24 protein-coding genes, 2 tRNA genes and 1 pseudogene are annotated in these 25,733 nt (G+C 65.1%); 16 read left to right on the forward strand and 11 right to left on the reverse strand.

The annotated features are described in order from the left end of the window. Nucleotides 1-10: 10 nt before the first annotated feature. The gene (gene pbpC, locus VGN93_RS03975; protein ID WP_327506411.1) at nucleotides 11-2,095 is read left to right on the forward strand and encodes a penicillin-binding protein 1C; all 2,085 of its coding nucleotides are present in this window, start codon (nucleotides 11-13) and stop codon (nucleotides 2,093-2,095) included. 169 nt (nucleotides 2,096-2,264) lie between these two features. On the opposite strand, the gene VGN93_RS03980 is transcribed toward pbpC, so the two are convergent. The 10 genes from VGN93_RS03980 to VGN93_RS04025 form a co-directional block, all read right to left on the reverse strand. Beyond that, nucleotides 2,265-3,065, reverse strand: coding sequence for a crotonase/enoyl-CoA hydratase family protein (locus tag VGN93_RS03980; protein WP_327506412.1), 801 nt, complete (start codon nucleotides 3,063-3,065; stop codon nucleotides 2,265-2,267). A gap of 32 nt (nucleotides 3,066-3,097) precedes the next feature. Next, on the reverse strand, nucleotides 3,098-3,973 hold the full coding sequence (locus tag VGN93_RS03985; protein ID WP_327506413.1) for a hydroxymethylglutaryl-CoA lyase: 876 nt from the start codon (nucleotides 3,971-3,973) through the stop codon (nucleotides 3,098-3,100). Then, on the reverse strand, nucleotides 3,970-5,955 hold the full coding sequence (locus VGN93_RS03990; RefSeq protein ID WP_327506414.1) for an acetyl/propionyl/methylcrotonyl-CoA carboxylase subunit alpha: 1,986 nt from the start codon (nucleotides 5,953-5,955) through the stop codon (nucleotides 3,970-3,972). Before VGN93_RS03990 ends, VGN93_RS03985 begins: the two co-directional genes overlap by 4 nt. Before the next feature lie 15 nt (nucleotides 5,956-5,970). Next, a complete protein-coding gene (locus VGN93_RS03995; RefSeq protein ID WP_327506415.1) occupies nucleotides 5,971-6,354 on the reverse strand; it encodes a RidA family protein in 384 nt (127 codons plus the stop codon). Nucleotides 6,355-6,367: 13 nt separating this feature from the next. After that, entirely contained in the window at nucleotides 6,368-7,975 is a 1,608-nt protein-coding gene (locus VGN93_RS04000) for a carboxyl transferase domain-containing protein (RefSeq protein WP_327506416.1), read from the reverse strand. Beyond that, complete coding sequence (locus VGN93_RS04005) at nucleotides 7,975-9,123, reverse strand: isovaleryl-CoA dehydrogenase (protein WP_414714044.1); 1,149 nt, start codon at nucleotides 9,121-9,123, stop codon at nucleotides 7,975-7,977. Before VGN93_RS04005 ends, VGN93_RS04000 begins: the two co-directional genes overlap by 1 nt. 41 nt (nucleotides 9,124-9,164) lie before the next feature. Next, nucleotides 9,165-12,626 carry an indolepyruvate ferredoxin oxidoreductase family protein gene (locus VGN93_RS04010; RefSeq protein ID WP_327506418.1) on the reverse strand — a complete coding sequence of 1,154 codons (3,462 nt, stop codon included), beginning with the start codon at nucleotides 12,624-12,626 and terminating at the stop codon, nucleotides 9,165-9,167. Nucleotides 12,627-12,790: 164 nt separating this feature from the next. Further along, nucleotides 12,791-13,243, reverse strand: coding sequence for an Lrp/AsnC family transcriptional regulator (locus VGN93_RS04015; RefSeq protein ID WP_256117868.1), 453 nt, complete (start codon nucleotides 13,241-13,243; stop codon nucleotides 12,791-12,793). Between the two features lie 18 nt (nucleotides 13,244-13,261). Further along, nucleotides 13,262-14,413: a fumarylacetoacetate hydrolase family protein gene (locus VGN93_RS04020; RefSeq protein ID WP_414714046.1), complete on the reverse strand. Its 1,152-nt coding sequence runs from the start codon at nucleotides 14,411-14,413 to the stop codon at nucleotides 13,262-13,264. Between the two features lie 132 nt (nucleotides 14,414-14,545). Beyond that, the gene (locus VGN93_RS04025; protein ID WP_327506420.1) at nucleotides 14,546-15,748 is read right to left on the reverse strand and encodes an MFS transporter; all 1,203 of its coding nucleotides are present in this window, start codon (nucleotides 15,746-15,748) and stop codon (nucleotides 14,546-14,548) included. 79 nt (nucleotides 15,749-15,827) lie between these two features. Here VGN93_RS04025 and VGN93_RS04030 point away from each other — a divergent pair, with 79 nt between their 5' ends. The 4 genes from VGN93_RS04030 to VGN93_RS04045 all read left to right on the forward strand — a co-directional run bounded on the left by VGN93_RS04030 (nucleotide 15,828) and on the right by VGN93_RS04045 (nucleotide 18,676). Continuing rightward, complete coding sequence (locus tag VGN93_RS04030) at nucleotides 15,828-16,850, forward strand: AraC family transcriptional regulator (RefSeq protein ID WP_327506422.1); 1,023 nt, start codon at nucleotides 15,828-15,830, stop codon at nucleotides 16,848-16,850. A 225-nt stretch (nucleotides 16,851-17,075) separates the two neighbouring features. Then, a complete protein-coding gene (locus VGN93_RS04035; RefSeq protein WP_327506423.1) occupies nucleotides 17,076-17,675 on the forward strand; it encodes a hypothetical protein in 600 nt (199 codons plus the stop codon). 256 nt (nucleotides 17,676-17,931) lie between these two features. Further along, on the forward strand, nucleotides 17,932-18,135 hold the full coding sequence (locus VGN93_RS04040; RefSeq protein WP_327506424.1) for a hypothetical protein: 204 nt from the start codon (nucleotides 17,932-17,934) through the stop codon (nucleotides 18,133-18,135). Nucleotides 18,136-18,436: 301 nt separating this feature from the next. Then, entirely contained in the window at nucleotides 18,437-18,676 is a 240-nt protein-coding gene (locus VGN93_RS04045; RefSeq protein ID WP_327506425.1) for a hypothetical protein, read from the forward strand. Between the two features lie 115 nt (nucleotides 18,677-18,791). Here VGN93_RS04045 and VGN93_RS04050 read toward each other — a convergent pair. Then, a tRNA-Thr gene (locus tag VGN93_RS04050) sits at nucleotides 18,792-18,866 on the reverse strand. 149 nt (nucleotides 18,867-19,015) lie between these two features. On the opposite strand from VGN93_RS04050, the gene VGN93_RS04055 reads away from it, so the two are divergent. The 11 genes and pseudogenes from VGN93_RS04055 to VGN93_RS04105 form a co-directional block, all read left to right on the forward strand. Continuing rightward, entirely contained in the window at nucleotides 19,016-19,204 is a 189-nt protein-coding gene (locus tag VGN93_RS04055) for a hypothetical protein (protein WP_327506427.1), read from the forward strand. Nucleotides 19,205-19,374: 170 nt separating this feature from the next. After that, nucleotides 19,375-20,667, forward strand: a complete 1,293-nt coding sequence (gene murA / locus VGN93_RS04060; RefSeq protein ID WP_327506428.1) for a UDP-N-acetylglucosamine 1-carboxyvinyltransferase — start codon at nucleotides 19,375-19,377, stop codon at nucleotides 20,665-20,667. A gap of 154 nt (nucleotides 20,668-20,821) precedes the next feature. Further along, on the forward strand, nucleotides 20,822-21,259 hold the full coding sequence (locus tag VGN93_RS04065; RefSeq protein ID WP_327506429.1) for a DUF2948 family protein: 438 nt from the start codon (nucleotides 20,822-20,824) through the stop codon (nucleotides 21,257-21,259). Nucleotides 21,260-21,306: 47 nt separating this feature from the next. Beyond that, nucleotides 21,307-22,605 (forward strand): histidinol dehydrogenase, encoded by a 1,299-nt coding sequence (gene hisD / locus VGN93_RS04070; RefSeq protein WP_327506430.1) that lies wholly within the window; start codon nucleotides 21,307-21,309, stop codon nucleotides 22,603-22,605. Nucleotides 22,606-22,608: 3 nt separating this feature from the next. After that, complete coding sequence (locus tag VGN93_RS04075; protein ID WP_327506432.1) at nucleotides 22,609-23,085, forward strand: UPF0262 family protein; 477 nt, start codon at nucleotides 22,609-22,611, stop codon at nucleotides 23,083-23,085. Nucleotides 23,086-23,089: 4 nt separating this feature from the next. Beyond that, entirely contained in the window at nucleotides 23,090-23,551 is a 462-nt protein-coding gene (locus VGN93_RS04080) for a low molecular weight phosphatase family protein (RefSeq protein ID WP_319318141.1), read from the forward strand. Nucleotides 23,552-23,696: 145 nt separating this feature from the next. Continuing rightward, nucleotides 23,697-23,915 carry a translation initiation factor IF-1 gene (gene infA / locus VGN93_RS04085; RefSeq protein WP_004435948.1) on the forward strand — a complete coding sequence of 73 codons (219 nt, stop codon included), beginning with the start codon at nucleotides 23,697-23,699 and terminating at the stop codon, nucleotides 23,913-23,915. Nucleotides 23,916-23,999: 84 nt separating this feature from the next. Further along, complete coding sequence (locus VGN93_RS04090; RefSeq protein ID WP_327506433.1) at nucleotides 24,000-24,620, forward strand: Maf-like protein; 621 nt, start codon at nucleotides 24,000-24,002, stop codon at nucleotides 24,618-24,620. 1 nt (nucleotide 24,621) lies between these two features. After that, entirely contained in the window at nucleotides 24,622-24,831 is a 210-nt protein-coding gene (gene yacG / locus VGN93_RS04095) for a DNA gyrase inhibitor YacG (RefSeq protein WP_319317896.1), read from the forward strand. A 175-nt stretch (nucleotides 24,832-25,006) separates the two neighbouring features. Beyond that, nucleotides 25,007-25,082: transfer RNA gene (locus tag VGN93_RS04100), tRNA-Phe, on the forward strand. A 358-nt stretch (nucleotides 25,083-25,440) separates the two neighbouring features. Continuing rightward, nucleotides 25,441-25,641, forward strand: a pseudogene (locus VGN93_RS04105) (very short patch repair endonuclease); the annotation flags it as partial. Nucleotides 25,642-25,733: the final 92 nt, after the last annotated feature.

Consider the following 25,733-nt stretch of genomic DNA (forward strand, 5'->3'; position numbering starts at 1 on the left):
GGACCGGTCCATGGCGCTCTGGCGCAAGCTCGTTATCGGCTCCCTTGGCGGGGCGGCGTCCATCGCCGCCCTCGCCTTCGGCCTCGACTATGCGGACAAGGCCTATCCGCCGCCGATCGCGGTTGCGGGCACCGTGTCCAAGGAAGTGCTCGACCGCGACGGCCGGCTGCTGCGCGCCTTCGCCACGCCGGACGGGCTCTGGCGGCTGAAGACCACGGCGGCCGATGTCGACCCGCAATTCCTGCGCATGCTCGTCGCCTACGAGGATCGGCGCTTCAACGAACACGCCGGCATCGACCCGCTGGCGCTGCTGCGCGCCGCCGGCCAGTTTGTCACCAATGGCCGCATCGTCTCGGGCGCCTCGACGCTCTCCATGCAGGTCGCCCGCCTGATCGAGCCGCGCGAAAACCGCTCGATGCTGGCGAAACTGCGCCAGATGGCCCGCGCCATCCAGCTCGAACGGCGGCTCTCCAAGGCGGAAATCCTCGATCTCTACCTGACGCTGGCCCCCTATGGCGGCAACCTGGAAGGGGTTCGCGCGGCCAGCCTCGCCTGGTTCGGCAAGGAGCCGAAGCGGCTTTCGGTGGCCGAGGCCGCCCTGCTCGTCGCCCTGCCGCAGCTTCCGGAAAAGCGCCGGCCGGACCGGCACCGTGCAGTAGCGGAAAAGGCCCGCGAGCGCGTGCTGAACCGCATGGCGGTCTCCGAGATCATCGGCGAGGGCGAGGCCGAGCGCGCCTCCGCCGAAGCCGTGCCGGATCGTCGCCGCCAGCTCCCCTCCTACGCCGCCCATCTTTCCGAAATGGCACTGCGCAAGGACCCGAAGGCGACCGAGCACAGGACGACGCTCGACCGCACCGTGCAGGACGGGCTGGAGACCGTGGCGCGCGAGGCGGCCGAACGGCTCGGCGCCAAAATCTCGATCGCTATGGTGATGGCCGACGCCCGCACCGGCGAAATCCTTGGCGAGGTCGGCTCGGCGGACTATTTCGACGGCAGCCGCGCCGGCTGGATCGACATGACGCGCATCCGCCGCTCGCCCGGTTCGGCGCTGAAACCCTTCATCTACGGGCTTGCCTTCGAGGAGGGCCTGGTCGCGCAGGAGACGATCGTCGAGGATCGGCCGTCCGACTTTTCCGGCTACCGCCCGCGCAATTTCGACATGACCTATCAAGGTGATGTCAGCGTGCGCAAGGCGCTGCAACTGTCGCTGAACGTGCCCGCCGTGCGCCTGCTCGAAGCCGTCGGCCCGATGCGGCTGATGGTGCGCTTCCGCCGCGCCGAGGTGCATGCGGAACTGCCGCCGGGCGAAACGCCGGGGCTCGCGATCGGCCTTGGCGGTGTCGGCATCACGCTGCGCGATCTCACCCAGCTCTATGCGGCCCTCGCCAATCGCGGCATGCCGGTGCGGCTCGGCGACGGCATTTCGCGCAACGCGTCGCAGATCGAGGGCGAACCGCTGCTCGACCCCGTCGCCACCTGGCAGGTCTCCGACGTGCTGTCCGGCGTCACCCCGCCGACGGGGAGCCGCCGGCTCGGCATCGCCTACAAGACCGGCACGAGCTACGGCTACCGCGACGCCTGGTCCGTCGGCTACGATGGCCGCCATGTGCTGGGCGTCTGGGTCGGCCGTGCCGACAACGGCGCCGTGCCCGGCCTGACCGGCTACGGTGCCGCCGCCCCCATCCTCTTCGAAGCCTTCGCGCGCTCCGGCATCGCCATCACCGCGCTGCCGCGCGCGCCGTCCGGCGCCGTGCGCATCGCGCAGGCCGAACTGCCCGCGAGTCTCCGCCGCTTCTCCACCACCACGGGCGGCCTCGTCGCGACGGTGGCGCGCGAGCCGGCGCCGGAAATCATCTACCCGCCGGAAGGCGCCCATGTGGAACTCGGCGCCACGACCGGTGCGGATATCTCTCCCCTCGTGCTGAAACTCCAGGGCGGCCGCGCACCCTTCCGCTGGCTCGCCAACGGCAGGGTCCTGCCGGATGCCTCGCGCCGGCGCACGACGCAGTGGATGCCGGAAGGTGCGGGATTTTCGACGCTGACGGTGATCGATGCTGCCGGGCGGGCGGCGAGTGTGCGGGTGTTTATCGAGTAGCGAGAAGATAGCCCCTCATCCGGCCTGCCGGCCACCTTCTCCCTGTAAACGGGGCGAAGGAGATGTGCCGCGCAGGCTTCCCATCCAAAAGCGTTACGTGGGCCACGTCCCCTCTCCCCGCTTGCGGGGAGAGGGTTAGGGTGAGGGGCAAAGCCAGGACCGCACGGCGCTATTTCGTTGTGTCCGCGGGCACCCACCCCGGCTTCCGCTTCTCCAGAAACGCCGCGATCCCCTCCGCCGCTTCCGGGGTTTCCCAGGTATCGGCAAGCCGCGTCAGCGTCATCTCGATGACCTTCTCGTCGATCGGCGGAGCCAACGCATGCGCCAGCGCCTTGGTGGCCGCAACCGCCTCGGGGGACGCTGCGAAATACGGCGTGATCTCCGCTTCGATCGCCCCATCCAGTTCGGCCACCGCGACGACACCGCTGACGAGGCCGATGCCGCGCGCGGTCGGCGCGTCGAACAGGCGGGCGGAGGTGGCGAAGCGCAGCAGCGCCGCGGGGCCGATGCGGGCGGCGACGTAAGGGCTGATCGTCGCGGGGATGAGGCCGAGGCGGGTTTCCGTCAGGCCGAAGCGGGCGCCTTCCACCGCAATCGTAGCGTCGCAGACGCTGATCAGGCCGACGCCGCCGCCATAGGCCTGGCCGTTGACGCGGGCGATCAAGGGTTTCGGCAGGTCGCGCAGCGCCTTCAGCATCAAGGCGAGCCGACGCGCCTCCGCGATGCGCGCCTCGCGGGTGGCGGCCATCTGCTCCTTCATCCAGTTCAGGTCGCCGCCCGCGCAAAAACTCTCGCCTTCGCCCGTCAGCACGACGACGCGCACCGCCTTGTCCTCCCCGAGCAAGCTCGCGACAGCGGTCAGTTCGCGGATCATCAGGCCGGAGAGCGCATTGTGCTGCGCGTGCCGACGAAGCGTCAGCGATGCCACGCCGCGCCGATCGACGGATACGGAAATCGTTTCGAAATGCATGACCACACCTCCTTTGCGCAGCGCGCAAATCGCTAGGCACTTTTCCTGGCATCGGTCTTGCCGGTGATCTGCCGGGCAAAGGCCGCGGCCGCCGCCAGTTTCTCCCGGTCGAGCCCTGTCTCGCATCCCTCGGCCGCCAGCATGTCGGCGACGGCGAGCGTGTCCACATTGCCGCGCGCACCCGGCGCATAGGGGCAGCCGCCGAGCCCGCCGGCCGAGGCGTCGAAGACGGTGAGCCCATGATCCAGCGCGACGCGGATATTGTCCAGCGCCAGCCCGTTCGTATCGTGGAAATGGCCGGCGAGATTTTCCGGGAAGGCGACAGCGAGCACGACATCCAGCATGGCCGCGACCTCCGCCGGCTTGGCGCGGCCTATCGTATCGCCGAGGCTTACTTCATGGCAGCCGAGGCGCAGGAGTTGCCCTGTCACCCGCGCCACCGCGCAAGGCTCCACGGGGCCATCATAGGGGCACTGCACGACGCAACTGACATAGCCCCGGAGCGGAATGCCATCCGCCTTCGCCGCTTCGGCAACCGGCCGGGCACGCTCGATGCTTTCGGCGATCGAGCAGTTGAGGTTGGCGCGGGAAAAACCTTCGGAAGCCGAGAGGAAGACGGCGACCTCATCGACGCCGGCGGCCTTCGCCGCCTCGTAGCCCTTCATGTTGGGCACCAACGCTGCATAGGAAATGCCCGGCCGGCGCGCGATGCCGGCCATCACCCTGGCGCCGTCGGCAAGCTGCGGCACCCATTTGGGGCTGACGAAACTCGTCGCCTCGATGCGCTGGAAGCCGCAACCCGACAGGAGGTCGATCAGCGCAATCTTGTCGGCAAACGGGATGATCGCCTTCTCGTTCTGCAACCCGTCGCGGGCGGCCATTTCGACGATTTCGATGCGCCGGCTCATGCGGCCTCCTCGGGCTCCAGCGAGAGCAGCAACGCGCCTTCCGCCACCTGATCGCCGACCGCGACCGGCACCGTCGCCACCACGCCATCGCGGGGTGCTGCCAGCACCAGCTCCATCTTCATCGCCTCCATGGTGACGAGCGCCTCGCCCTTGGCGACGCGCGCACCCGGCTCGGCAGAGACGATGCGCACCAGGCCCGGCATGGGGGCAGAAAGCCGATCCCCGCCGGCCGCCGCCTCGCCATGATGGCCGGCCTCTTCGGCAACCGCAAAGGCGTGGGCATGACCGGCGAAGAAGATGAGGATATCGGTACCTTCGCGATGCACCGTTGCAGACAGAACGCGGTCGTCGAACGCTGCGCGGACGAAACGTTCATCGGTCGACTGCACGGCGATATCGGTGGTGATGCCGTTGTGTTCGACATGGAAGCGATTTTTCTCGCGCGCTGTCACGCGCAGCGCATGTTCCACGTCGCCATGATCGAGGAAAACTGTCTGCGCCGCCTCTCCCCATAGCCGGAAACTGCGCAGATGGCCCCACGGATCCGGATCGGCCGATGCTTCGAGGAAGCCGAGCGCCGACAGGGCGGCCAGCGCAAAGGCCTCCTCCGACGCGTCGGGTTCGTTGAGCAGGCTTTCGCCCGCGCGGCCGATCAGGCCCGTATCGACGTCGCCCGCCGCAAAGGCCGGCAGGCGGCAGAGGCGGGCGAGGAAACCGGCATTGGTCGTGACCCCGCCGACGCGGCAGGTTTCGAGCGCCGTTTCCAGCTTCGCCAGCGCTTCCGCGCGGGTGTGGCCGTGCACGATCACCTTGGCGATCATCGGGTCGTAATAAGGCGTGATCAGATCGCCGGCGCGCACGCCGGAATCGATGCGGGCGTCCTGCGGCAAGTCGAAGACGGAGAGGCGGCCGGTCGCCGGCAGGAAATCGCGCGCCGGGTTTTCCGCGTAAAGCCGCGCCTCGAAGGCCCAGCCGTCGATGGAGAGCTCTTCTTGCCGCTTCGCCAGCGGCTCGCCGGCCGCGACGCGGAGCTGCCATTCGACGAGGTCGAGGCCGGTGATCGCTTCCGTCACCGGATGCTCGACCTGCAGGCGCGTGTTCATCTCCATGAAGTAGAAGCGGTCCTGCCGCAGCCCTTCAGAAACGTCGGCGATGAACTCGACGGTGCCGGCGCCGCTATAGCCGATCGCCGCCGCTGCACGCACCGCGGCCTGCCCCATCGCTGCGCGCATTTCCGCCGTCATGCCGGGGGCCGGCGCCTCCTCGATCACCTTCTGGTGCCGGCGCTGGAGGGAGCAGTCGCGCTCGAAGAGGTGCACGACATTGCCGTGTTTGTCGCCGAAGACCTGCACCTCGATATGGCGGGGTTTCGTCATGTATTTTTCGACGAGCACGCGGCCGTCGCCGAAGGCGCTTTCGCCCTCGCGCCGGGCGCTCTCCAGTGCGGCCGCAAAATCCTCCGGTCGCTCGACGCGCCGCATGCCCTTGCCGCCACCGCCGGCGCGCGCCTTGATGAGCACCGGATAGCCCATGGCCTCGGCCTCGCCGGCGAGGAAGGCGGCATCCTGCCGCTCGCCGTGATAGCCGGGCACGACGGGCACGCCCGCCTTTTCCATCAGCGCCTTGGCGGCATCCTTGAGGCCCATGGCGCAGATGGCGCTCGCCGAGGGGCCGATGAAGACGAGCCCGGCCGCCTCCACCGCCTCGACGAAATCCGGATTTTCCGACAGGAAGCCGTAGCCGGGATGCACGGCCTCAGCGCCGCTCGCCTTGGCCGCTTCGATGATCGCCGGAATGTTCAGGTAGCTTTTTGCCGCCTCCGCCGGGCCGATGTGGATCGCCTCGTCGGCCATCACGACATGCAGCGCATCGCGGTCGGCGTCGGAAAAGACGGCGACCGTCGCAACGCCCATCTGCCGGGCGGTGCGGATGACGCGGCAGGCAATTTCGCCACGGTTGGCGATGAGGATTTTTCTGAACATCCCAGATCCGTCTTTCTATTGCGCTGCTATGGCTTCGACTTCCAGCAGCCACTTCTCGTCGAAGATCGAGCAGATGACGACGCTCATCGCCGGCGCGTTGGCGCCGAGATAGTCGCTGCGGATCTCGCGGTTGGCGGTGGCGTGGTGGCGGTCGGAAAGGTAGGTCGTGACCTTGACGAGGTCGGACTTCGCCATGCCGGCGGCCTTCAGCTGGGCGTCGATATTGCGCCAGACGAGCCGGGCCTGCGCCTCGAAACCCTCCGGCACCTTGTCGTCGTCCGAGACGGGGATCTGGCCGCTGATGAACACCAGCCTCTTGAAATCTTCTATCTTCACGGCCTGCGAGTAGCCGCCGCGCGGGTCGGGCGCGTTCTTGGCATTGATCGATTCGCGGTTCATGGACTTCCCTCCTCTACATCCGGAAAATGCCGAAACGGGTGGGCTCGATCGGGGCATTGAGCGCCGCCGAGAGCGAGAGCGCCAGCACGTCGCGCGTCTTGCGCGGATCGACGATGCCGTCGTCCCAAAGCCGCGCCGAGGCGTAGAGCGGGTGGCTCTGGCGGGCGAACATGTCGATGGTCGGCTGCTTGAAGGCGGCTTCCTCCTCGGCGCTCCAGCTGCCGCCGGTGCGCTCGATGCCCTCGCGCTTGACGGTGGCCAGCACACCGGCCGCCTGCTCGCCGCCCATCACGGAGATGCGGCTGTTCGGCCAGGTCCAGAGGAAGCGCGGCGAATAGGCCCGGCCGCACATGCCGTAATTGCCGGCACCGTAGGAGCCGCCGATCAGCACAGTGAGTTTCGGCACATTCGCGGTGGCGACCGCCATGACGAGCTTGGCTCCGTTCTTGGCGATGCCCTCCGCCTCGTATTTGCGGCCGACCATGAAACCGGTGATGTTTTGCAGAAATATGATCGGGATATTTCGCTGGGCGCAGAGCTCGATGAAATGCGCACCCTTCAAGGCCGCCTCGGAGAAGAGCACACCGTTGTTGGCGATGATGCCGACGGGTAGACCATGCAGGGCGGCGAAGCCGCAGACGAGCGTCGTGCCGAAGCGCGCCTTGAATTCGTCGAAGCGGGAGCCGTCGACCACACGGGCGATCACCTCGCGCACGTCATAGGGCGTGCGGGTGTCGGCGGGCACGATGCCGAGCAGGTCTTCCGGGTCGTAGAGCGGCGCGTCGCCGTCGCCGGATTTGGTAACATCCGGCTTACGCGTGTTGAGATTGGCGGCGATCTGGCGGGCAATGGCGAGCGCGTGCCGGTCGTCGCGCGCGAGGTGATCGGCGACGCCGGAGAGGCGGGTGTGCACGTCGCCGCCGCCGAGGTCTTCGGCCGTCACGATCTCGCCCGTCGCGGCCTTCACCAGCGGCGGGCCGGCGAGGAAGATCGTGCCCTGGTTCTCGACGATGACGGTCTCGTCACTCATGGCCGGCACGTAGGCGCCGCCCGCCGTGCAGCTGCCCATGACGACGGCGACCTGCGGGATGCCGGCGGCGGACATCTGCGCCTGGTTGTAAAAGATGCGGCCGAAATGATCGCGGTCGGGAAAGACCTCGTCCTGGTTCGGCAGGTTGGCGCCGCCGGAATCGACAAGGTAGATGCAGGGCAGCCGGTTTTCCGCTGCGATCTCCTGGGCGCGCAGATGCTTCTTCACGGTGATCGGGTAATAGGTGCCGCCCTTCACCGTGGCGTCGTTGCAGACGATCATGCATTCGCGGCCGGAGACGCGGCCTATGCCGGCGATCATGCCGCCGGAGGGCGAGGCGCCGTCATAGAGGCCGTGGCCGGCGATGAGGCCGATTTCGAGGAAGGGCGAACCGGGGTCGAGCAACTGGGCAACGCGGTCGCGCGGCAGCAGTTTTCCGCGGGAAACGTGGCGCTCGCGTGCCTTTGCACCGCCGCCATCCATGGCAAGGCTAGTCGCCTCCTCCACCAGCGCTAAGGCCTCGAGCATCGCCTTGCGGTTTGCCGCAAAGGTCTCGCTGCGTGTGTTCACGGCCGAGGGGATGACCGGCATCACAGCGTCTCCTGGAAGATTTCGCGGCCGATCAGCATGCGGCGGATTTCCGAGGTGCCGGCACCGATCTCGTAGAGTTTGGCGTCGCGCAGCAGGCGGCCGGTCGGGTAGTCGTTGATATAGCCGTTGCCGCCGAGCGCCTGGATGGCTTCGAGCGCGAGTTTCGTCGCCATTTCGGCAGAGAAGAGGATGCAGCCGGCGGCGTCCTTGCGCGTCGTCTCGCCGCGGTCGCAGGCGCTCGCGACGGCGTAGACATAGGCGCGGGCGGCGTTGAAGGCGACATACATGTCGGCGACCTTGCCCTGCATCAGCTGGAATTCGCCGATCGACTGGCCGAACTGTTTTCGCTCGTGCAGGTAGGGCACGACCACGTCGAGGCAGGCGGCCATGATGCCGAGCGGGCCGCCGGAGAGCACGACGCGCTCATAATCGAGGCCGGACATCAGCACGTTGACGCCGCGCCCGACCGTGCCCATCACGTTCTCCTCCGGCACCTCGCAATCGGTGAAGACCAATTCGCAGGTGTTGGAGCCGCGCATGCCGAGCTTGTCGAGTTTCTGCGCGGTCGAGAAACCGGCAAAACCCTTTTCGATCAGGAAGGCTGTGATACCGCGCGAGCCCGCTTCCGGGTCGGTCTTGGCGTAGACCACCAGCACGTCGGCATCCGGGCCGTTGGTGATCCACATCTTGTTGCCGTTCAGCACGTAGCGGTCGCCGCGCTTTTCGGCCTTGAGCTTCATGGAGACGACATCGGAGCCCGCACCCGGCTCGGACATGGCGAGCGCTCCGACATTCTCGCCGGAAATCAGTTTTGGGAGGTATTTCTGGCGCTGCTCCGGCGTCGCGTTGCGCACGAGCTGGTTGACACAGAGGTTGGAATGGGCGCCGTAGCTGAGGCCCACCGAGGCGGAGGCGCGGCTGATCTCCTCCATCGCCACGCAATGGGCGACATAGCCCATGCCGGAGCCGCCATAGCTCTCCGGCGCGGTGATGCCGAGCAGGCCGAGATCGCCCATCTCCCGCCAGAGCGGCATGGGGAAACTGTTGCTGCGGTCGATTTCGGCCGCCTGCGGGGCGATGCGGTCCGTCGCGAAGCGCCGCACGCTTTCCCGCAGCGCCTCGATATCCTCGCCGAGCCCGAAACTCATTCCGGCGTCATACATATGCGATCCTCCCCCAATTCGCGGCCTCAAGCGGCCGTCTTCTGCTGCCCTGCCGTGTCGAATGCCGCGCGCATCTGCGGTTCCCGCGCCCTCACCCGCGTCGCCGCCGCCTCCTTCACCGGTCCGTAACCCCGAATCTCGCCGTAAAGCGTGAGAAGCGCAACGGCGGCGTCGAGGGTCTCGCGGTGAAGGTTTTGCAGCACATGCGCCACCAGCGCCTCGTAGTCGGCGATGAGCTGGCGCTCCATGCGGCGTTCTTCCGTCCGGCCGAACGGGTCGAAGGCCGTTCCGCGCAGGCCCTTGAGCTTTGCGAGCAGGCCGAAGGCCGGCAGCATCCAGCGGCCGAAGCGGCGCTTTTTCGGCCGGCCGTTGGCGTCCTCGCCCTTCAGGAACGGCGGTGCGAGGTTGAAGGCGATGCGGTAATTGCCCTCGAACTGCTCCGTCAGCCCCGCCTTGAAGGCCGGATCGGTGAAGAGCCGCGCTACCTCGTATTCGTCCTTGTAGGCGAGGAGCTGGGCGTAGACATGGGCCACAGTGCGGGTCAGCTTGTCGTCCGGCCCGAGGGCCTTTTCCGCCTGGCGGACCTTGTCGACGAGCGCCGTATAGCGACCGGAAAGCGCCGCGTTTTGATAAGCGGTCAGGTGCTTGACGCGGTGGGCGATCAGGTCCGCCGTCGCCATGGTTTCCAGCGTTGCGGTGCGTTTTCCGGGCTCCAGCAGGCGTCCGGCGCGGGCTGGATCAGCGGCGATCAAGCGGCCCCAGCCGAAGGCGGAGAGCGTGGCATCGACCGCCACGCCGTTCAGCGCGATCGCCTGCTCGATCGACTGGCGCGTCAGCGGGATCAGTCCCTTCTGCCAGGCAAAGCCGGTCATCAGGATATTCGTCGCCATGGCGTTGCCGGCGACCTTTTCGGCGATCGTCGTGAAATCGAGCAGATGCGAGGGGTTACGAAGCGCCGCACGCACCGTATCCTCGACATCGCGGCGGCGGAAATCGAAATCGCGCTTGCGCACGAAATCGGCGACCGGCGTCAGCTTGGTGTTGACGACGCCCGTCGTGCGGTGGTGGTCGCAGAGCGTCACGGCGTCCTTGGAGGAAGCGACGACATCGTCGGCGGCGATCAGCAGGTCCGCGCCGCCGGTGATGATGCGGGGCGAGGAGACGTCCTGGTCGGAGAGGCCGATGCGCAGGTGGCTCATCACGGCGCCGCCCTTTTGCGCGAGGCCGGCCATGTCGAGGATCATCGGCGACTTGCCGTCGAGATGGGCGGCCATGCCGAGGATGGCGCTGATGGTGAGGATGCCCGTGCCGCCGATGCCGGCGATGGCGACATTGTAGGAGCGGTCGCCGATCCGGACGATCTCCGGTTCGGGGATGCCCGTCATGTCCGGGTTCGAGCGCGCGGTCTTGCGCAGGCGTCCGCCTTCCACCGTCACGAAGGACGGGCAAAAGCCCTTGAGGCAGGAATAGTCCTTGTTGCAGGTCGACTGGTTGATCTTGCGCTTGCGGCCGAGTTCCGTGTCGAGCGGCTCGACGGAGACGCAGTTCGACTGGGTGGAACAGTCGCCGCAGCCTTCGCAGACCGCGGGGTTGATCATCAGGCGGACCGGCGGGTCCTCCATCAGGCCGCGCGAACGGCGGCGGCGTTTTTCGGCCGCACAGGTCTGTACGTAGACGATTGCCGAACAGCCGGGCGCTTCCCGGATATCGCGCATCACCCGGTCCATCTCGTCGCGATGGCGGATGATGACGCCCGGCGCGAGCATCGATGGCGAATAGGCTTCCGGATGATCGGAAACGAGGTAGATCGGCGCGACGCCTTCGTCATGGATCTGGCGTGTCACCGCCTCGGGGCTGATCGGCCCGTCGACGGCCTGCCCGCCGGTCATCGCGACCGCATCGTTATAGAGCAGCTTGTAGGTGATGTTGACGCGGGCGGCGACGGACTGGCGGATCGCCAGGATGCCGGAATGGTAATAGGTGCCGTCGCCGAGATTGACGAAGATGTGTTTTTCATCGGTGAAGGGCGCGATGCCCGACCACGGCACGCCCTCGGCGCCCATATGGGTGAAGGTCGTGGTGTCGCGGTCCATCCACTGCACCATGTAATGACAGCCGATGCCGGCCGTGGCGCGGCTTCCCTCGGGCACTTTGGTGGACGTGTTGTGCGGACAGCCGGAGCAGAAATAGGGCACGCGCTCGATCGGGGCGGCGTGCTTCTTGCGGATCTTTTCGCGCTCGAGAAGATAGGCGAGTTCGTCGGAAATCACCTTCTTGAGGCCGGCGTCGAACTCGAAATGCAGGAGCCGCGAGGCGATCGCCCGCGCCACCGTGCCGACCGTCAGCGCCTGCGACAGCGGCAGGAAGGCATGGTCCTCATGGTCGAACTTGCCGATGATGCGCGGGCGCTCGCCGTGGTGCCAGTTGAACAGCTGCTGCTTGATCTGGTTCTCGATGATCTCGCGGCGTTCCTCGACGACGAGCACTTCTTCCAGCCCCTGCGAGAACTCGCGCACGCCCTCCGGTTCCAGCGGCCAGGGCATGCGGACCTTGTAGATGCGCATGCCGATCTCGGCCATCTCGGCCGGGCCGAGGGAAAGCTCCTTCAGCGCCTGGAGCACGTCCTCATAGGCCTTGCCGGAGGCGATGATGCCGAAGCGCGCCTTCGGCACGTCGTGCGTCACCTCGTCCACCCGGTTGGCGCGGGCAAACGCGATGGCCGCATAACCCTTGTAGGTCTGCAACCGCTCGTCCTGCGGCAGCGGCGGATCGGGCCAGCGCAGGCTGAGGCCGCCCGGCGGCAGCTCGAAATTCTCGGGCAGGACGAACTGCCGACGCTCGCCGGCGAGATCGACGGAGGCCGTGGTCTCGACCGTGTCGGAAATGAACTTCATGCCGACCCAACAGCCGGAATAGCGCGACATGGCGGTGCCGAGCAGGCCGTATTCGACGAATTCATGGATCGATGAAGGATAAAGCACCGGCATCAGCGCCGACATGAAGGCGTGGTCGGACTGGTGGGGGATGGAGGACGACTTGGCCGAATGGTCGTCGCCGGCAAAACAGAGCACGCCGCCATGTTTCGAGGTGCCGGCGGCATTGGCATGCTTGAAGACGTCGCCGCAGCGATCGACGCCCGGGCCCTTGCCGTACCAGTAGCCGGCGACGCCATCCTTCAGCGCGCCGGGCGAAAGATGCAGCTGCTGGGTGCCCCAGACGGCGGCGGCGGCCAGATCCTCGTTGACGCCCGGCCGGAACACGATGTCGTGCGCCGCCAGGTGCTTACCGGCTTTGGCAAGCTGCTGGTCGTAACTTCCGAGTGGCGATCCGCGATAACCCGAGATGAATGCGGCGGTGTTCAGCCCCGCGGCACGGTCGCGCCGCATCTGAACGATGGGCAGGCGCACGAGTGCCTGGATGCCGGAAAGGAAGATCCTCCCACTTTCCGCCGTATACTTGTCCTCGAGAGAAAAGCTCTGCTTCAGCATGACTTCCTCCTCGATGGCCCTCCTCCAAGAAAGCCATCCTCCATATGTAGGAGCCTACGCCTGGATTGGGAGGAGCGGGTCCTTATTTTCCCCTTGCAGCATCACGATTTAGGGATGGCATCCGCAAAGCGGGCCTCTCGACGCAAAGCCATCCTAGTGGCGCGTCAGATCGGTACGCGATGGGTGTTCTTCAGCTCGTCGAGGGCGAAACTGGAATTGACGAATCCGACGCCCGGCAGCTTCAGCAGCGCCTTCTTCAGGATCTCCTCGTACTGGCGCACATTGCTCGTCAGCACGCGCAGAACATAGTCGTGCTCGCCGGTCATCGAATAACATTGCACGACCTCGGGCATGTTCTTCACCGCCTTCTCGAACTCCAGCAGCGTCTCCTCGTCATGCTGCTTCAGCCGCACGAAACAGAAGACGGAGACCTCGAAGCCGACGAGTTTCGGGTCGATCGCGACGATGCGGCCGCGGATGATGCCGAGCCGCTCCATCTCCTTGATGCGTCGCCAGCACGGCGTGTGGCTGAGGCCGACGCGCTCGCCGATCTCGGCAACCGTCAGATCCGGCTCGCTCTGGAGCAGCCGCAGGATCTTGCGGCTCGTCTCGTCCATGCCACCCTCGGCCATGGACTAAAGAAGCCCGCGGGAGGAGAGATTGCGCATCAGCGCGGTGATGCCGAAGGTCCAGGGTGGGCATTCGGTGGAGAGACGGACGGTATTGGTGAGCGCGCCCAGTTCGGCATTGGAGATCGTCACGCGGTCGCCGGTCTTGTGAGTGAAGCCCTGTCCCGGTGCGTCGCGATCCTCGACCGGCGCAAACAGCGTGCCCATGAACAGCATGAAACCATCGGGATATTGATGGTGCCTGCCGATGGTCTGGGACACGAGGTCGAGCGGATCACGGCTGATCTCGCGCATCGTGCTGCGGCCCTTCAGCACGAAACCGTCCTCGCCCTCGATCAGGAGGTCGAGATCGGCCTTGCGCACGTCGTCGATCGCATAGGTTTCGTCGAACAGGCGGATGAAGGGGCCGATGGCGGAGGAGGCATTGTTGTCCTTCGCCTTGCCGAGCAGGAGCGCCGACCGGCCTTCCACGTCGCGGAGGTTGACGTCGTTGCCGAGCGTCGCGCCCTTGACGCGGCCCCCACTGTCGACGGCGAGCACGATTTCCGGCTCCGGATTGTTCCACTTGGAGATCGGATGCAGGCCGACCGAGGCACCCCAGCCGACGGAGGCAAGAACCGGCGCCTTGGTGAAGACTTCCGCATCCGGCCCGATGCCGACTTCGAGATATTGCGACCAGACGCCTTCCTCGATCAGCGCCGCCTTGACCTTGGCGGCGGCGTCCGAGCCCGCCTTCAGGTCACGCAGGCTGTCGCCGATGATGGCGGTGACGCGGCCGCGCACCTTCTCCGCCATGGCCGGATCGCCCGCCGCCTTCTCCTCGATGACGCGCTCGATCATCGAGCGGGCGAAGGTGACGCCGCAAGCTTTGACGGCCTGGAGGTCGCAGGGGGCGAGAAGGTGAAGACGGGAGAAATCGTCTGCACCTTCGACCGAGGTTTCGAGCACGGCATCAACGGCGCCGAGAGATTCGCCCGGCGCAGCGCGGGCAATCGCGGCCGGATCGTCCTTTTCCAGCAGATCGCGCATCGTCGGCAGATCGGCCGACGTGATGTCGAACAGCGCGCCGTCACGCACGACCACGATGGCCGGTCCCTGCACATCCGGACGCCAGACGCGCCCGACAAAGGTTCCCCGCGAAAAATCTCCTGCCGTCACCGCCACGCGCTGTTCCTCCCAGAATTCCTCGACTGGAGTTCTAGACCGAAAAGCCGCGTCCGGAACAGGGCCAAAAGACGTGCATGCACCGATGTGCGGGATGGCGGGGACAGACGCCGCCATCCCGTTCTCTCAGGCCGGGCGGGTGTGCACGGCCGAGACGATGGTGATCGCGGCCAGGAACAGCACCACGCCGCTTGCGACGAAGACGCTCGAAACACCGTTGGCATCGAACAGCGCTCCCCCGGCGGCGGCACCGGTCGCGATCGCGAAATTGATCGCGGCGACGAAGAGGCCGCCTGCACTTTCGGCTTCATCCGGCACCGCGCGGGTGATCCAGGTCGACCAGGCGACCGGCACCGCGCCGAAGGCAAGACCCCAAAGCGCCACCATGGCGGCATCGGCCACGAGATCGCCGCCGAACATCGAGAGCGACAGCGCCAGCGCGCCCATCACGACCGGCATGATCGTCAGTGTCAGGCGCATGGAGCGCTCCAGCAGCACGGCGCCCAGATAATTGCCGAAGAAGGTGGCGATGCCAAAGCCGAGCAGCACGGCCGAAACACCCTCCACGCCGACGCCCGTCACCGTTTCGAGGAACGGGCGGATGTAGGTGAAGAATGCGAAGTGGCCGGTGAAGACGAGCAGGATCGCGAACATCGCAAAGCCGACGCCCGGTCGCGCCAGAACCTCGACCAGCGTTCCGAAGCGCGAATGCCCGCGCGGCGGCAGCGACGGCAAGGTCGCAAGCTGCACGACGAGCGCCAGCGCGCCGAGCACGGCGGCCCCGAGGAAGACATTTCGCCAGCCGACGATATCACCGACATAGCTGCCGACCGGCGCAGCGAACACCGTCGCCGCCGAAACGCCGAGGAACATCACCGACAGCGCCTTCGGCACCACGGCCTCCGGCACCAGCCGCATCATGGTTGCCGCCGACAGCGTCCAGAACCCGCCGAGCGCCATGCCGAGCAGCACGCGGCCGACGAGCAGCATGGCGAGGTTCGACGACATCGCCACGAGCAGGTTGGAAAAAATCAAGAGGACCGAAAGGCCGATCAGCACGAGCCGGCGGTCGAGCTTGCGCGTCACCACCGTGATCAGCAGGCTCGTCACCAGCGCCACGGCGGCGGTCGCCGTCACCGCCTGTCCGGCCATGCCCTCCGAAATCCTCAAATCCGCCGCCATCGGCGTCAGCAGGCTTGCGGGCAGAAATTCCGCGCCCACCAGCCCGAACACGCCGAGCGTCATCGCGATCACGGCCCCCCAAGCCGGCCGGGCATCCGCCTCGCTCTCAGCCTCGCTCTCCGGCGCGGCTATCGTTGCATCCGTCATGTGCAGTCCCTTTCCTGTTGCAATGCGTGCTCCAACAGGTGGGTTGAAATGCCAGACGCACAATGCCATTTTATCCGCAATGTTTGATCGATCGTCCGACCCGGCCAAAAATACGCATGATCCCGTCAGCGAACTTCTGATGGGCATGCGCCTGCGCGGTGCGAGCTATGGCAGGCTCCAGCTGACGCCGCCCTTCGGTATCCGCTTTCCCGCGGGTCCGGAAGCCCGCTTCCACTTCGTCGCCCGCGGCAATGTTGTGCTGCGGACGGCCGGCGAGACCGTGCGCGAGCTCGGCTGCGGCGATGCCGTGCTGCTGCCGAGTGGCGAACCACACGAGATCGTCACCGGGCCGAACGTCCAGATACGCGACTACGACAGCTACAAGATGACACCGCTCTGCCCGGATGTGGCGGCGGTGGAGGCCTGCATCAAGGAGACGAGCCGGGAAAACGACGCGCTGATCTTTACCGGCCGCATGGAATTCGAGCTCGACACGCTGCATCCGCTCGTCGGCCTCATGCCGCAGGTCATGTCCGTCGGCGCGCTGATCGGCCGCCAGCCGGAGCTGATGCCGCTGCTCGACGCCATGGAACGGGAAATGTCGGAAGAGCGTGTCGGCTCCGCCGGCATCCTCGCCCGCCTTGCCGACGTCATTGCCGCCTCTATCGTGCGTGGCTGGGTGGAATGCGGCTGCGGCGATGCGACGGGCTGGATCGAGGCGTTGCGCGACCCCCGTCTCGGCCGCGTCATCGCAGCCCTCCACCGCGAACCCGGCCGCAACTGGACACTCGCCGAGATGGCGCAGGAGATGGGCAGCTCCCGCTCGGTCTTCGCCAAGCGCTTCGTCGAGGTAACCGGCATGACCCCACAGCGTTACGTGCTGGCGCTGCGCATGCGGCTTGCCGAACAATGGTTCCGCCGCGACAAGCTCGCCATCGACACCGCCGCCCGCCGCCTCGGCTTCGGCTCCCAGGCCGCCTTCGCCCGCGCCTTCAAACGCGTCGTCGGCGAACCACCCGGCCACACGCGCAAGAAGACGGCGGCGAACGCAGCGGAGATGGGCAAAATGGGACAGGGAAATGGCGCTGCCGGAAGGCCTTGACTCGGATCGCGGCGTTCACGGGCATTGACGCCGTTTAGCGGGAAGGTAGGCTGACGGCGAAAGGTTTTTGAGCCTATTCCTTGCCACCATGCTCGCTATTGGCTTGATGGCGGGGACTTCTGCAACTGATACAACACCCTAGAATTGCATTCCATACCAAGGATAGTCTTTTGAGCGAGGCCGGCCGGCCTCAACATTGGGGGATGATCAATGACATTTGAGAGCATGGGTGACCTGAACAAGGGCTGGGGAATATGCGGGTTCACCAGTTGCTTCTACGCACTGTACGAGGATCTGGCCGGCACGCCGACCCATGCCAGGATCATCAATGGATCCGTGGCGTTCAATGTCCTCGCGGAAATCAAAACCTATCTCCGAATTCTTCAGGCGGAAGGGCGGTTGGCCGATATCCAGGACATTGAAGCTTTTTGCCAGTCCTTCGGAGGTGCCTATGCCAAGTTCACGGTCACCGACTACTGCAAGAAGATATCGGACGCCGTTCGGTACAGCGACGCGGAAGTGCTGAAAGAGGACTTCTCCATCGGCCTGCCACCCACAACCGTCAAGGACTACCTCACCAGAATCTGGGGAATGGATTCAAAAGTCTATCGAGGCTCCGACCCCGGCGGCCAATCCATAATCGGCATGACGCACAAGGGATCGTCGACCGGGTGCGACGGCCTGGTTCACTACATGTACAGGGCGAGAAACGGGAAAATCTACAGCTGGGGCCATCCGCCCTATGCGACAATCGAAGATGCTGCCGATGGCGGCGCACCCCGCAGGAAAGGCTGGCAGATCGGCTGGGTGATCACCCTAAAATAGATCCGTGCCGGCCCGTAGCCAGATGTCAGGGGATGACGCATTGAGGTGGCGCGGGGCGGAAGTCCCGCAGCCGACGCTCAAGCTCGTCAGGAACGTCCCAGCGTTCGAAACGAGGTGACTCTCCCAGCTTCCAGGGCCTCCGGGATCGCCACCAGTTGCTCGCGACCGGACCCGAACGACCGCCTATCGCCGCGACATGGAACGGCAGCATGCCTCGTACGTTCTTCAAATGAGTATCAAACCCGAGGAGAACGTGATGGACGACGACCTCATTGCCCGGCTTAACACGACAAGCGCCGATTTGCGTCAGAGAGCGCTGGAAATCGACAAATCGAGCGAAGAGCCGGATACGGCGCTGATTATGCACGGCCTGGCGACTGCCATGGATGCAATCCGGGCTCTCGCGGCGACAACAGGACGACTGGACGGCCCGCCTGGCCTCGGAAAGAGCGGCCACTAGAGTTTGTCAGGGAAGTGGGAATCGGTTTTCCCGAAAAGACGAACGAAAACAAAAGAATCGAGAGTCCGTCTGGTTCAGTCTGAACCAGACATACTCTGGGGTTAGCAAGCTTCGAGCAGTTAACGCGGCTTCGCTGAGGGGCTTTCTGGCTGCTACTCGCCTGATTTGCTCAAGTGCTCGATCAGCGGCCGAACTTTTCCTGTCGCGTAGACGATATCTTCGATCGGCGTGTGCATGGTTATCGGCGGAACCGCGCAGGCATCTTTCCGTTCTCCCTAATTAAGTTAAACGGGAGGGTGGAATGTTTCAGGCATCTCTTGGCGGCGGCTTCGGCGCGCAGGAATATGGGCTGCATGCCTCGATAAGGGCCGCGGTAGCATACGATGAGCTTTGCTCTCAATACAAAATTGGTATCATTTTCGAGCCTCAGGCAATCATCATATCCGGGCGCGTCCCTCCCGCAGCGGCTAGGCGAGCGCGCGAAATCATTCTGGAAGTATGCGGACGTGTTTCGGTCTGGGACCGGACATTCTGGCTGTAGTATCAGCCCTCGCCGCCCGTTCGATTAACCCTTATCCGGTTTGCCCAGACTGGACCAGAGCGACGGCCAGAACTCAAGCAATTGCAATATGTTCAATCATTTCAAGGAGATAAAATGGTGCTGCTAGAGAGATTTGAACTCTCGGCCTCTCCCTTACCAAGGGAGTGCTCTACCCCTGAGCTATAGCAGCATCTTGCGAAGCAGAAGAGTGCTTCTGCGTGAGCGAGGGCCTATTGCCACAGGTGATCGGGCAGCGCAAGCGGCGATGTGGCGATTGTCGAAACAAATCTGACATGGACCACGCTTTTTTCCCAAGGGTAATTTCGCTAAGAGAGCAGCATGAGCGAAAGCGACGACAAGAAAAGCACGAAGATCCGGACCGAAGCGGAGATCCGCGCCGAGCGGCTGGCCAAGACGCTGCGTGACAATCTCCAGCGCCGCAAGCAGCAGGCGCGTTCGCGCCGCGCGGGGGCGGCCGATGAGACAGTCGGGCTGCCTGCCGCAAAAAAAGACGAATCGGACGGTTAGTCGAAAAATGTCTTCATCATGAAGGCTGCGGGGGTGGGTTTGCGAACCGGGCGCGTGAAAAAAGTCGGCGGCCGGCATGGCCTTCATTTTTCGATCGCAATGCTCTAAAGAGGCCGCCATCTCCGAAAGCCGAATTCTTTGAGAAAGGCGGGCCCGGCCCGTAATCGCACATGGATCGCATCCGAATTGTAGGCGGCAACGAACTCAAGGGCACCATCCCGATTTCCGGCGCCAAGAATGCCGCGCTGCCGCTGATGATCGCCTCGCTGCTCACCGACGACACGCTGACGCTCGAAAACGTGCCGCATCTGGCCGATGTCGAGCAGCTCATCCGTATCCTCGGCAACCACGGCGCCGATATTTCCGTCAACGGTCGCCGTGAACGCCAGGGCGAGGGTTATTCCCGCACGGTCCATTTCACCTCGCGCAACATCGTCGACACGACAGCGCCCTACGAGCTGGTCTCGAAGATGCGCGCAAGCTTCTGGGTCATCGGCCCGCTGCTCGCCCGCGAGGGCAAGGCCCGTGTCTCGCTGCCGGGCGGCTGCGCCATCGGTACGCGGCCGGTCGACCTCTTCATCGAGGCGCTGACGGCGCTCGGTGCCAAGATCGAAATCGATGGCGGCTATATCGAGGCGACGGCGCCGCAGGGCGGCCTGATCGGCGCGCGCTATACCTTCCCGAAGGTTTCGGTCGGTGCCACGCATGTCATGATGATGGCGGCGACGCTTGCCCGCGGCACGACGGTGATCGGCAATGCCGCCCGCGAGCCGGAAGTGCAGGACCTCGCCAAGTGCCTGAACGCCATGGGCGCCAAGATCACCGGCGCCGGCACCGCAACGATCACCATCGAAGGTGTCGACCAGCTCTCCGGCGCCCGCCACCGGGTCTTGCCGGACCGCATCGAGACCGGCACCTATGCCATGGCAGTCGCCATGACCGGTGGCGACGTCGTGCTGGAAGGCACCGATATCGCGCTGCTCGACACCGCGATCGAGGCGATCCGCCGCTCCGGCGCCGAGATCACCTCCACGGAAAGCGGCCTGCGCGTCGTGCGCAACGGCGGCGGCATCAAGCCGGTCGACGTGGTGACCGACCCCTTCCCCGGTTTCCCGACCGACCTGCAGGCGCAGTTCATGGGCCTGATGACCAAGTCGAGCGGCGTCTCGCACATCACCGAGACGATCTTCGAAAACCGCTTCATGCATGTGCAGGAGCTGGCCCGCCTCGGCGCGAAGATCTCGCTCTCCGGCCAGACGGCCAAGATCGAGGGTGTCGAGCGGCTGCGCGGCGCACCCGTCATGGCGACCGACCTTCGCGCCTCCGTGTCACTCGTCATCGCCGGCCTTGCCGCCGAGGGCGAGACCATGGTGTCACGCGTCTACCATCTCGACCGCGGTTTCGAGCGGCTGGAAGAGAAGCTGACGCGCTGCGGCGCCGTGGTCGAACGCGTCAGCGACTGATCTTCGAAACGCGGCGGAGTTGCAGTCCGCCGCATACCGTCCTATCTCGTGATGGAAGATCGGGATGCCGCAACCCGCGGCGTCCCGGCATTGCGACGCAATGCGGACGCAAAAGCGCTTTACGCTTTTGCCCGATTGCTCTTGAAGGACACCTATGGACAGCCTGAAACTGCTTGCCCTCGACACGGAAGACCTCTCCGTCGTCTCAGCCCACCTCCAGGACGCGGTCTTCAAGACCGACGGCCTCTCCTATGACGCCCGCCACCACGTCTTTTCCGTCGTCGTCAACCGCTTCGTCTGGGAAAACGCAAGCGGCCGCGGCAAGGCCTTCGAGCGCCGCCGCGCTGTCGTCGCCTTCAAGCGCGTCAATGCCGTGCGCTCGATCGGCATCGACCGCAAGGACACGACCAGCGTCTTCTCCCTGCTCGCCGTCAATTTCACGCCGCAGGGCGAAGGACCGGACGGCACGCTCGAACTCGTGCTCTCCGGCAATGCCTCCGTCGCGCTCGATGTGGAATGCGTCGAAGTTCAGCTTGCAGATACCGGCGGAGCGTGGGAAACCAGCTTGAAACCCCGCCATCCGGCGGTTTGAGGCAGGCGCCGGCGTCTTTTCGCCGGAAGACGACAGGGACGGACGACTTGGCGATCAGACTTGACTACCAGAGCAGCGATTTCGAAAACCGGTTCGCTGCCTTCCTGACGACCAAGCGGGAAGTCTCCGAAGACGTCAATGCCATCGTGCGCACGATCATCGACGATGTACGCGCCCGTGGCGATGCGGCGCTCGCCGACTATTCCAAGACGTTCGACGGCCTCGATTTCGCCACCACCTCCATGCGCGTGTCGCTGGAAGAGATCGATGCCGCCTTCGATGCGGTTGATGCGAAGATCATCGCCGCCCTGGAACTCGCCGCCCAGCGCATCGAAAAACATCACGCCCGCCAGCGGCCGAAGGACGACATCTACGTGGACGATCTCGGCGTGGGCCTCGGCTCGCGCTGGACGGCGATCGACGCCGTCGGCCTTTATGTGCCGGGCGGCACCGCGAGCTATCCGAGCTCCGTGCTGATGAACGCCGTGCCGGCCAAGGTGGCCGGCGTGCCGCGCGTGGTGATGGTCGTGCCGGCCAGGAGCGGCGAGATCAACCCGGCCGTGCTTGCGGCCGCGCGCATTGCCGGCGTCGACGAGATCTACCGTATTGGTGGCGCGCAGGCCGTTGCAGCACTTGCCTACGGCACCGAGACGATCCGCCCCGTCGCCAAGATCACCGGCCCGGGCAATGCCTTCGTCGCCGCCGCCAAGCGCCATGTCTTCGGCACCGTCGGCATCGACATGATCGCCGGCCCCTCCGAGGTCCTCGTCATCGCCGACGCGGAAAACGATCCGGACTGGCTGGCCGCCGACCTGCTCGCCCAGGCGGAACACGATGCCGGCGCGCAGTCTATCCTCGTCACGGACAGCGTGGCGCTTGCCGACGCGGTGGAAGCCGCCGTGGAGCGCCAGCTGAAAACGCTGGAACGCGCCGAAACGGCTGCGGCCAGCTGGCGCGACTACGGCGCCGTCATCATCGTGCCAAACCTGCAAAAAGCCATCCCGCTGGCAAACCGCATCGCCGCCGAACACCTGGAGATCGCGACCGCCGATCCGGACGCCCTGATGGGCGACATCCGCAATGCCGGCGCCATTTTCGTCGGCCGCCACACGCCGGAAGTCATCGGCGATTATGTCGGCGGTTCCAACCATGTGCTGCCGACCGCCCGTTCCGCGCGCTTCTCGTCCGGCCTGTCGGTGCTCGACTATATGAAGCGCACCTCGATCCTGCGCCTCGGGCCGGATCAGCTGCGCGCGCTCGGCCCCGCCGCCATCACGCTTGCCGAAGCCGAAGGGCTCGGCGCCCATGCCCGTTCGGTCGCCATCCGGCTCAACCGGAAAGGATAGGCGATGGGCACGAGTGGCAGTTTCCGCCTCTGCGACCTGGTGCTGGACGACACGATCGGTCGCGCCACGCCGGACGTGGAGCACGAGCGTGCCGTTGCCATCTTCGACCTCATCGAGGAAAATTCCTTCGAGCCGATCGGACACACCGGCGGCCCCTACCGCCTCCACCTGTCGCTTCTCGATTCCAAGCTCGTCTTCGCCATCCGCACCGAGGCCGGCGAGGCCGTCGCCACCCATATCCTCTCGCTGACGCCCTTCCGGCGCATCGTCAAGGACTATTTCCTGATCTGCGAGAGCTATTACCAGGCGATCCGCTCGGCGACGCCCAGTCAGATCGAAGCGATCGACATGGGCCGGCGCGGCATCCACAACGAGGGCTCGCAGACGCTGATGGACCGCCTCTCCGGCAAGATCAAATTCGATTTCGACACCGCCCGCCGCCTGTTTACGCTCGTCTGCGTTCTCTATTGGCGCGGGTGAGCGGATGGAAGGCGTTTTCCCCGGACTGCAGGACGCCCGGTCGCGAACGCCCCGTTCGATCCTCTTCATGTGTCGCATGAATGCCGTGCGTTCGCCGATGGCCGAAACGATCGCCCGCAGCCTGCTGCCCGGCACCTATGTCGCCTCCGCCGGCGTGCGCCCCGGCGAGCGCGATCCCTTCGTCGATGCCGTGCTGAACGAGGTCGGCCTCACGCTCGGCCGCCATTCGCCGCATTCGCTGGACGAGCTGGAGGACGACTATTTCGACCTCATCGTGACGCTGGCGCCCGAGGCGCATCATGCGGCCCTCGAACTCACCCGGTCCATGGCCGTCGACGTCATGTACTGGCCGACGCCCGACCCGACGGTGGCGACCGGCACGCGCGAGCAGATCCTCTCCTCCTACCGGGAGGTTCGCGAGTTCCTGAAAATGCTGATAGAGAAGCGTTTGAAGGCCCCCGGATAGGCGCCAGACAGCCCGATTTCCGGCAAATGCAGAAAGCCGGCGCTTCGGTGTTCACAAAGGACCGGGGATTGTGTAGTTTCCGGCAAATTTTTCGAGGCGGGCATCCGGCTCGCCCTCATCCACCCTACAGGAATAACATCACAAGATGGCAAAAGAAGAAGTCCTCGAATTTCCCGGCGTCGTGACCGAACTGCTCCCGAACGCCACGTTCCGCGTCAAGCTCGAAAACGAGCACGAGATCATCGCGCACACCGCAGGCCGCATGCGCAAGAACCGCATCCGCGTTCTCGCCGGCGACAAGGTTCTGGTCGAGATGACCCCGTACGACCTTACCAAGGGTCGCATCACCTACCGTTTCAAGTAAGCCCCCTTTTCAAAGCAGGACTGGGGAGCGCGCCTTCGCCTCGGCCGATACCGGGGTTCGAACAAGGCGCTTCCCGGAGACCCCATGGCGCAGAACGACAAGCTTATCCTTGCATCCGGCTCGCCGCGCCGCGTCGAGCTGCTCGCGCAGGCGGGCATCGAGCCCACGCGCCTGATGCCGATGGATATCGACGAGACCCCGAAGCGCTCCGAGCATCCCCGCTCGCTGGCACGGCGCCTGTCGACCGGCAAGGCGCAGGCGGCCCTTGCCGCCGTCAAGGGCGACCCGGCCTATGCCGGCAGCTATATCCTGGCCGCCGACACGGTCGTCTCGGTCGGCCGGCGCATCCTGCCGAAAACGGAGATGATCGACGAGGCGTCGAGCGCGCTGCATCTCTTGTCCGGCCGCAGCCACCGCGTCTTCACCGGCGTGTGCCTCATCACGCCGGATCGCACCGTGCGCCAGAAGGTCATCGACACCAAGGTGCGCTTCAAGCGCCTGTCGACCACCGACATCGAACGCTACCTCGCCTCCGGCCAGTGGCGCGGCAAGGCGGGCGGCTACGGCATCCAGGGCATTGCCGGCAGCTTCGTCGTCAAGCTGGTCGGCTCCTACACCAATGTCGTCGGCCTGCCGCTCTACGAGACGCTCACGCTGCTCTCCGGCGAAGGTTTCGATGTGCACGCCGGCTGGGCGGACGCCTGACATGAGCGATGAAAGCGAAAAGCCGGTCGCAAAGGTCGCGCCGCTGCGCAAGGCCGTGCCCTGCCCGATCTGCCGCCGCCCCTCCGCGCGCGAGCACTACCCCTTCTGCTCGGATCGCTGCCGCAACGTCGACCTCAATCGCTGGCTCTCCGGCTCCTACGCCATCCCCGTTGCCGACGACGAAACAAAAGCCGACGAAGACGACGTGTGACAGCCTCTGTCGCACACAAAAAACCTAATCTTTTCCACATCTTGAAAAGCCGGAGATTTTTCCCGCAAAAAACCGCCGACAGGGCTGGACACATTTTTGCAAGATGCTATAACCCCGCTCGCTTCCGGGGCGCAACCAAACGCCCCCACGGATTTCAAACCGAAATCCAACAGATGCCCGGATAGCTCAGTTGGTAGAGCAGCGGATTGAAAATCCGCGTGTCGGTGGTTCAAATCCGCCTCCGGGCACCATTAAGCCTCAACAAAATCAATAACTTGCGACTTTGGCGTCAACCAATTGGCGTCAATCATGTTGCATTCCTGAAGTCTCTACCGTTTACCTACCGTTCACCCTAAAACCGAGGGCGTAAGGTCTGGTCAACTTTTTTGTCAGAAGACTTCCATTTTACCTCTACCATTTCCGTCGGTGTTCCTACCGTTTGAAGGTCCGCGCCGTCGGATTCGAACCGGTCTACCCGCTGTCGCGGTGCGTGCTACCATCACACTCCCGGCGCAGACCACGAAGTGGTGTCGAGCGCTATCCCGATGCAACCCCATGCAGGTCGGGATAGCGCCCCAGCCAAAAGGACATCCTGAGGATAAGAAGTGATTGCCTGAATCGAAGACCTCGGAAGCGCGCAGCAGGAACATGTCGTGCATACGCGACAAAGACACAAAACCCGAAATGGTCGTCCGACGTCTCGTCCACTCGATGGGATATCGATATCGGCTTCACCGGAAGGACCTCCCCGGCAAACCCGATCTAACGTTCGGGCCGCGTAGGAAGATCATCGAAGTTCGGGAATGCTACCGGCATGCTCACCTTCGTTACAATCCGACATGCTGGGAAGCGCGATCGGAGGTCGTCCCGGTTTATCAATCGCTGTGCCCGTTGAGTCCGTT

The organism is Shinella sp. (assembly GCF_035998705.1).
Classification (GTDB): Bacteria; Pseudomonadota; Alphaproteobacteria; order Rhizobiales; family Rhizobiaceae; genus Shinella.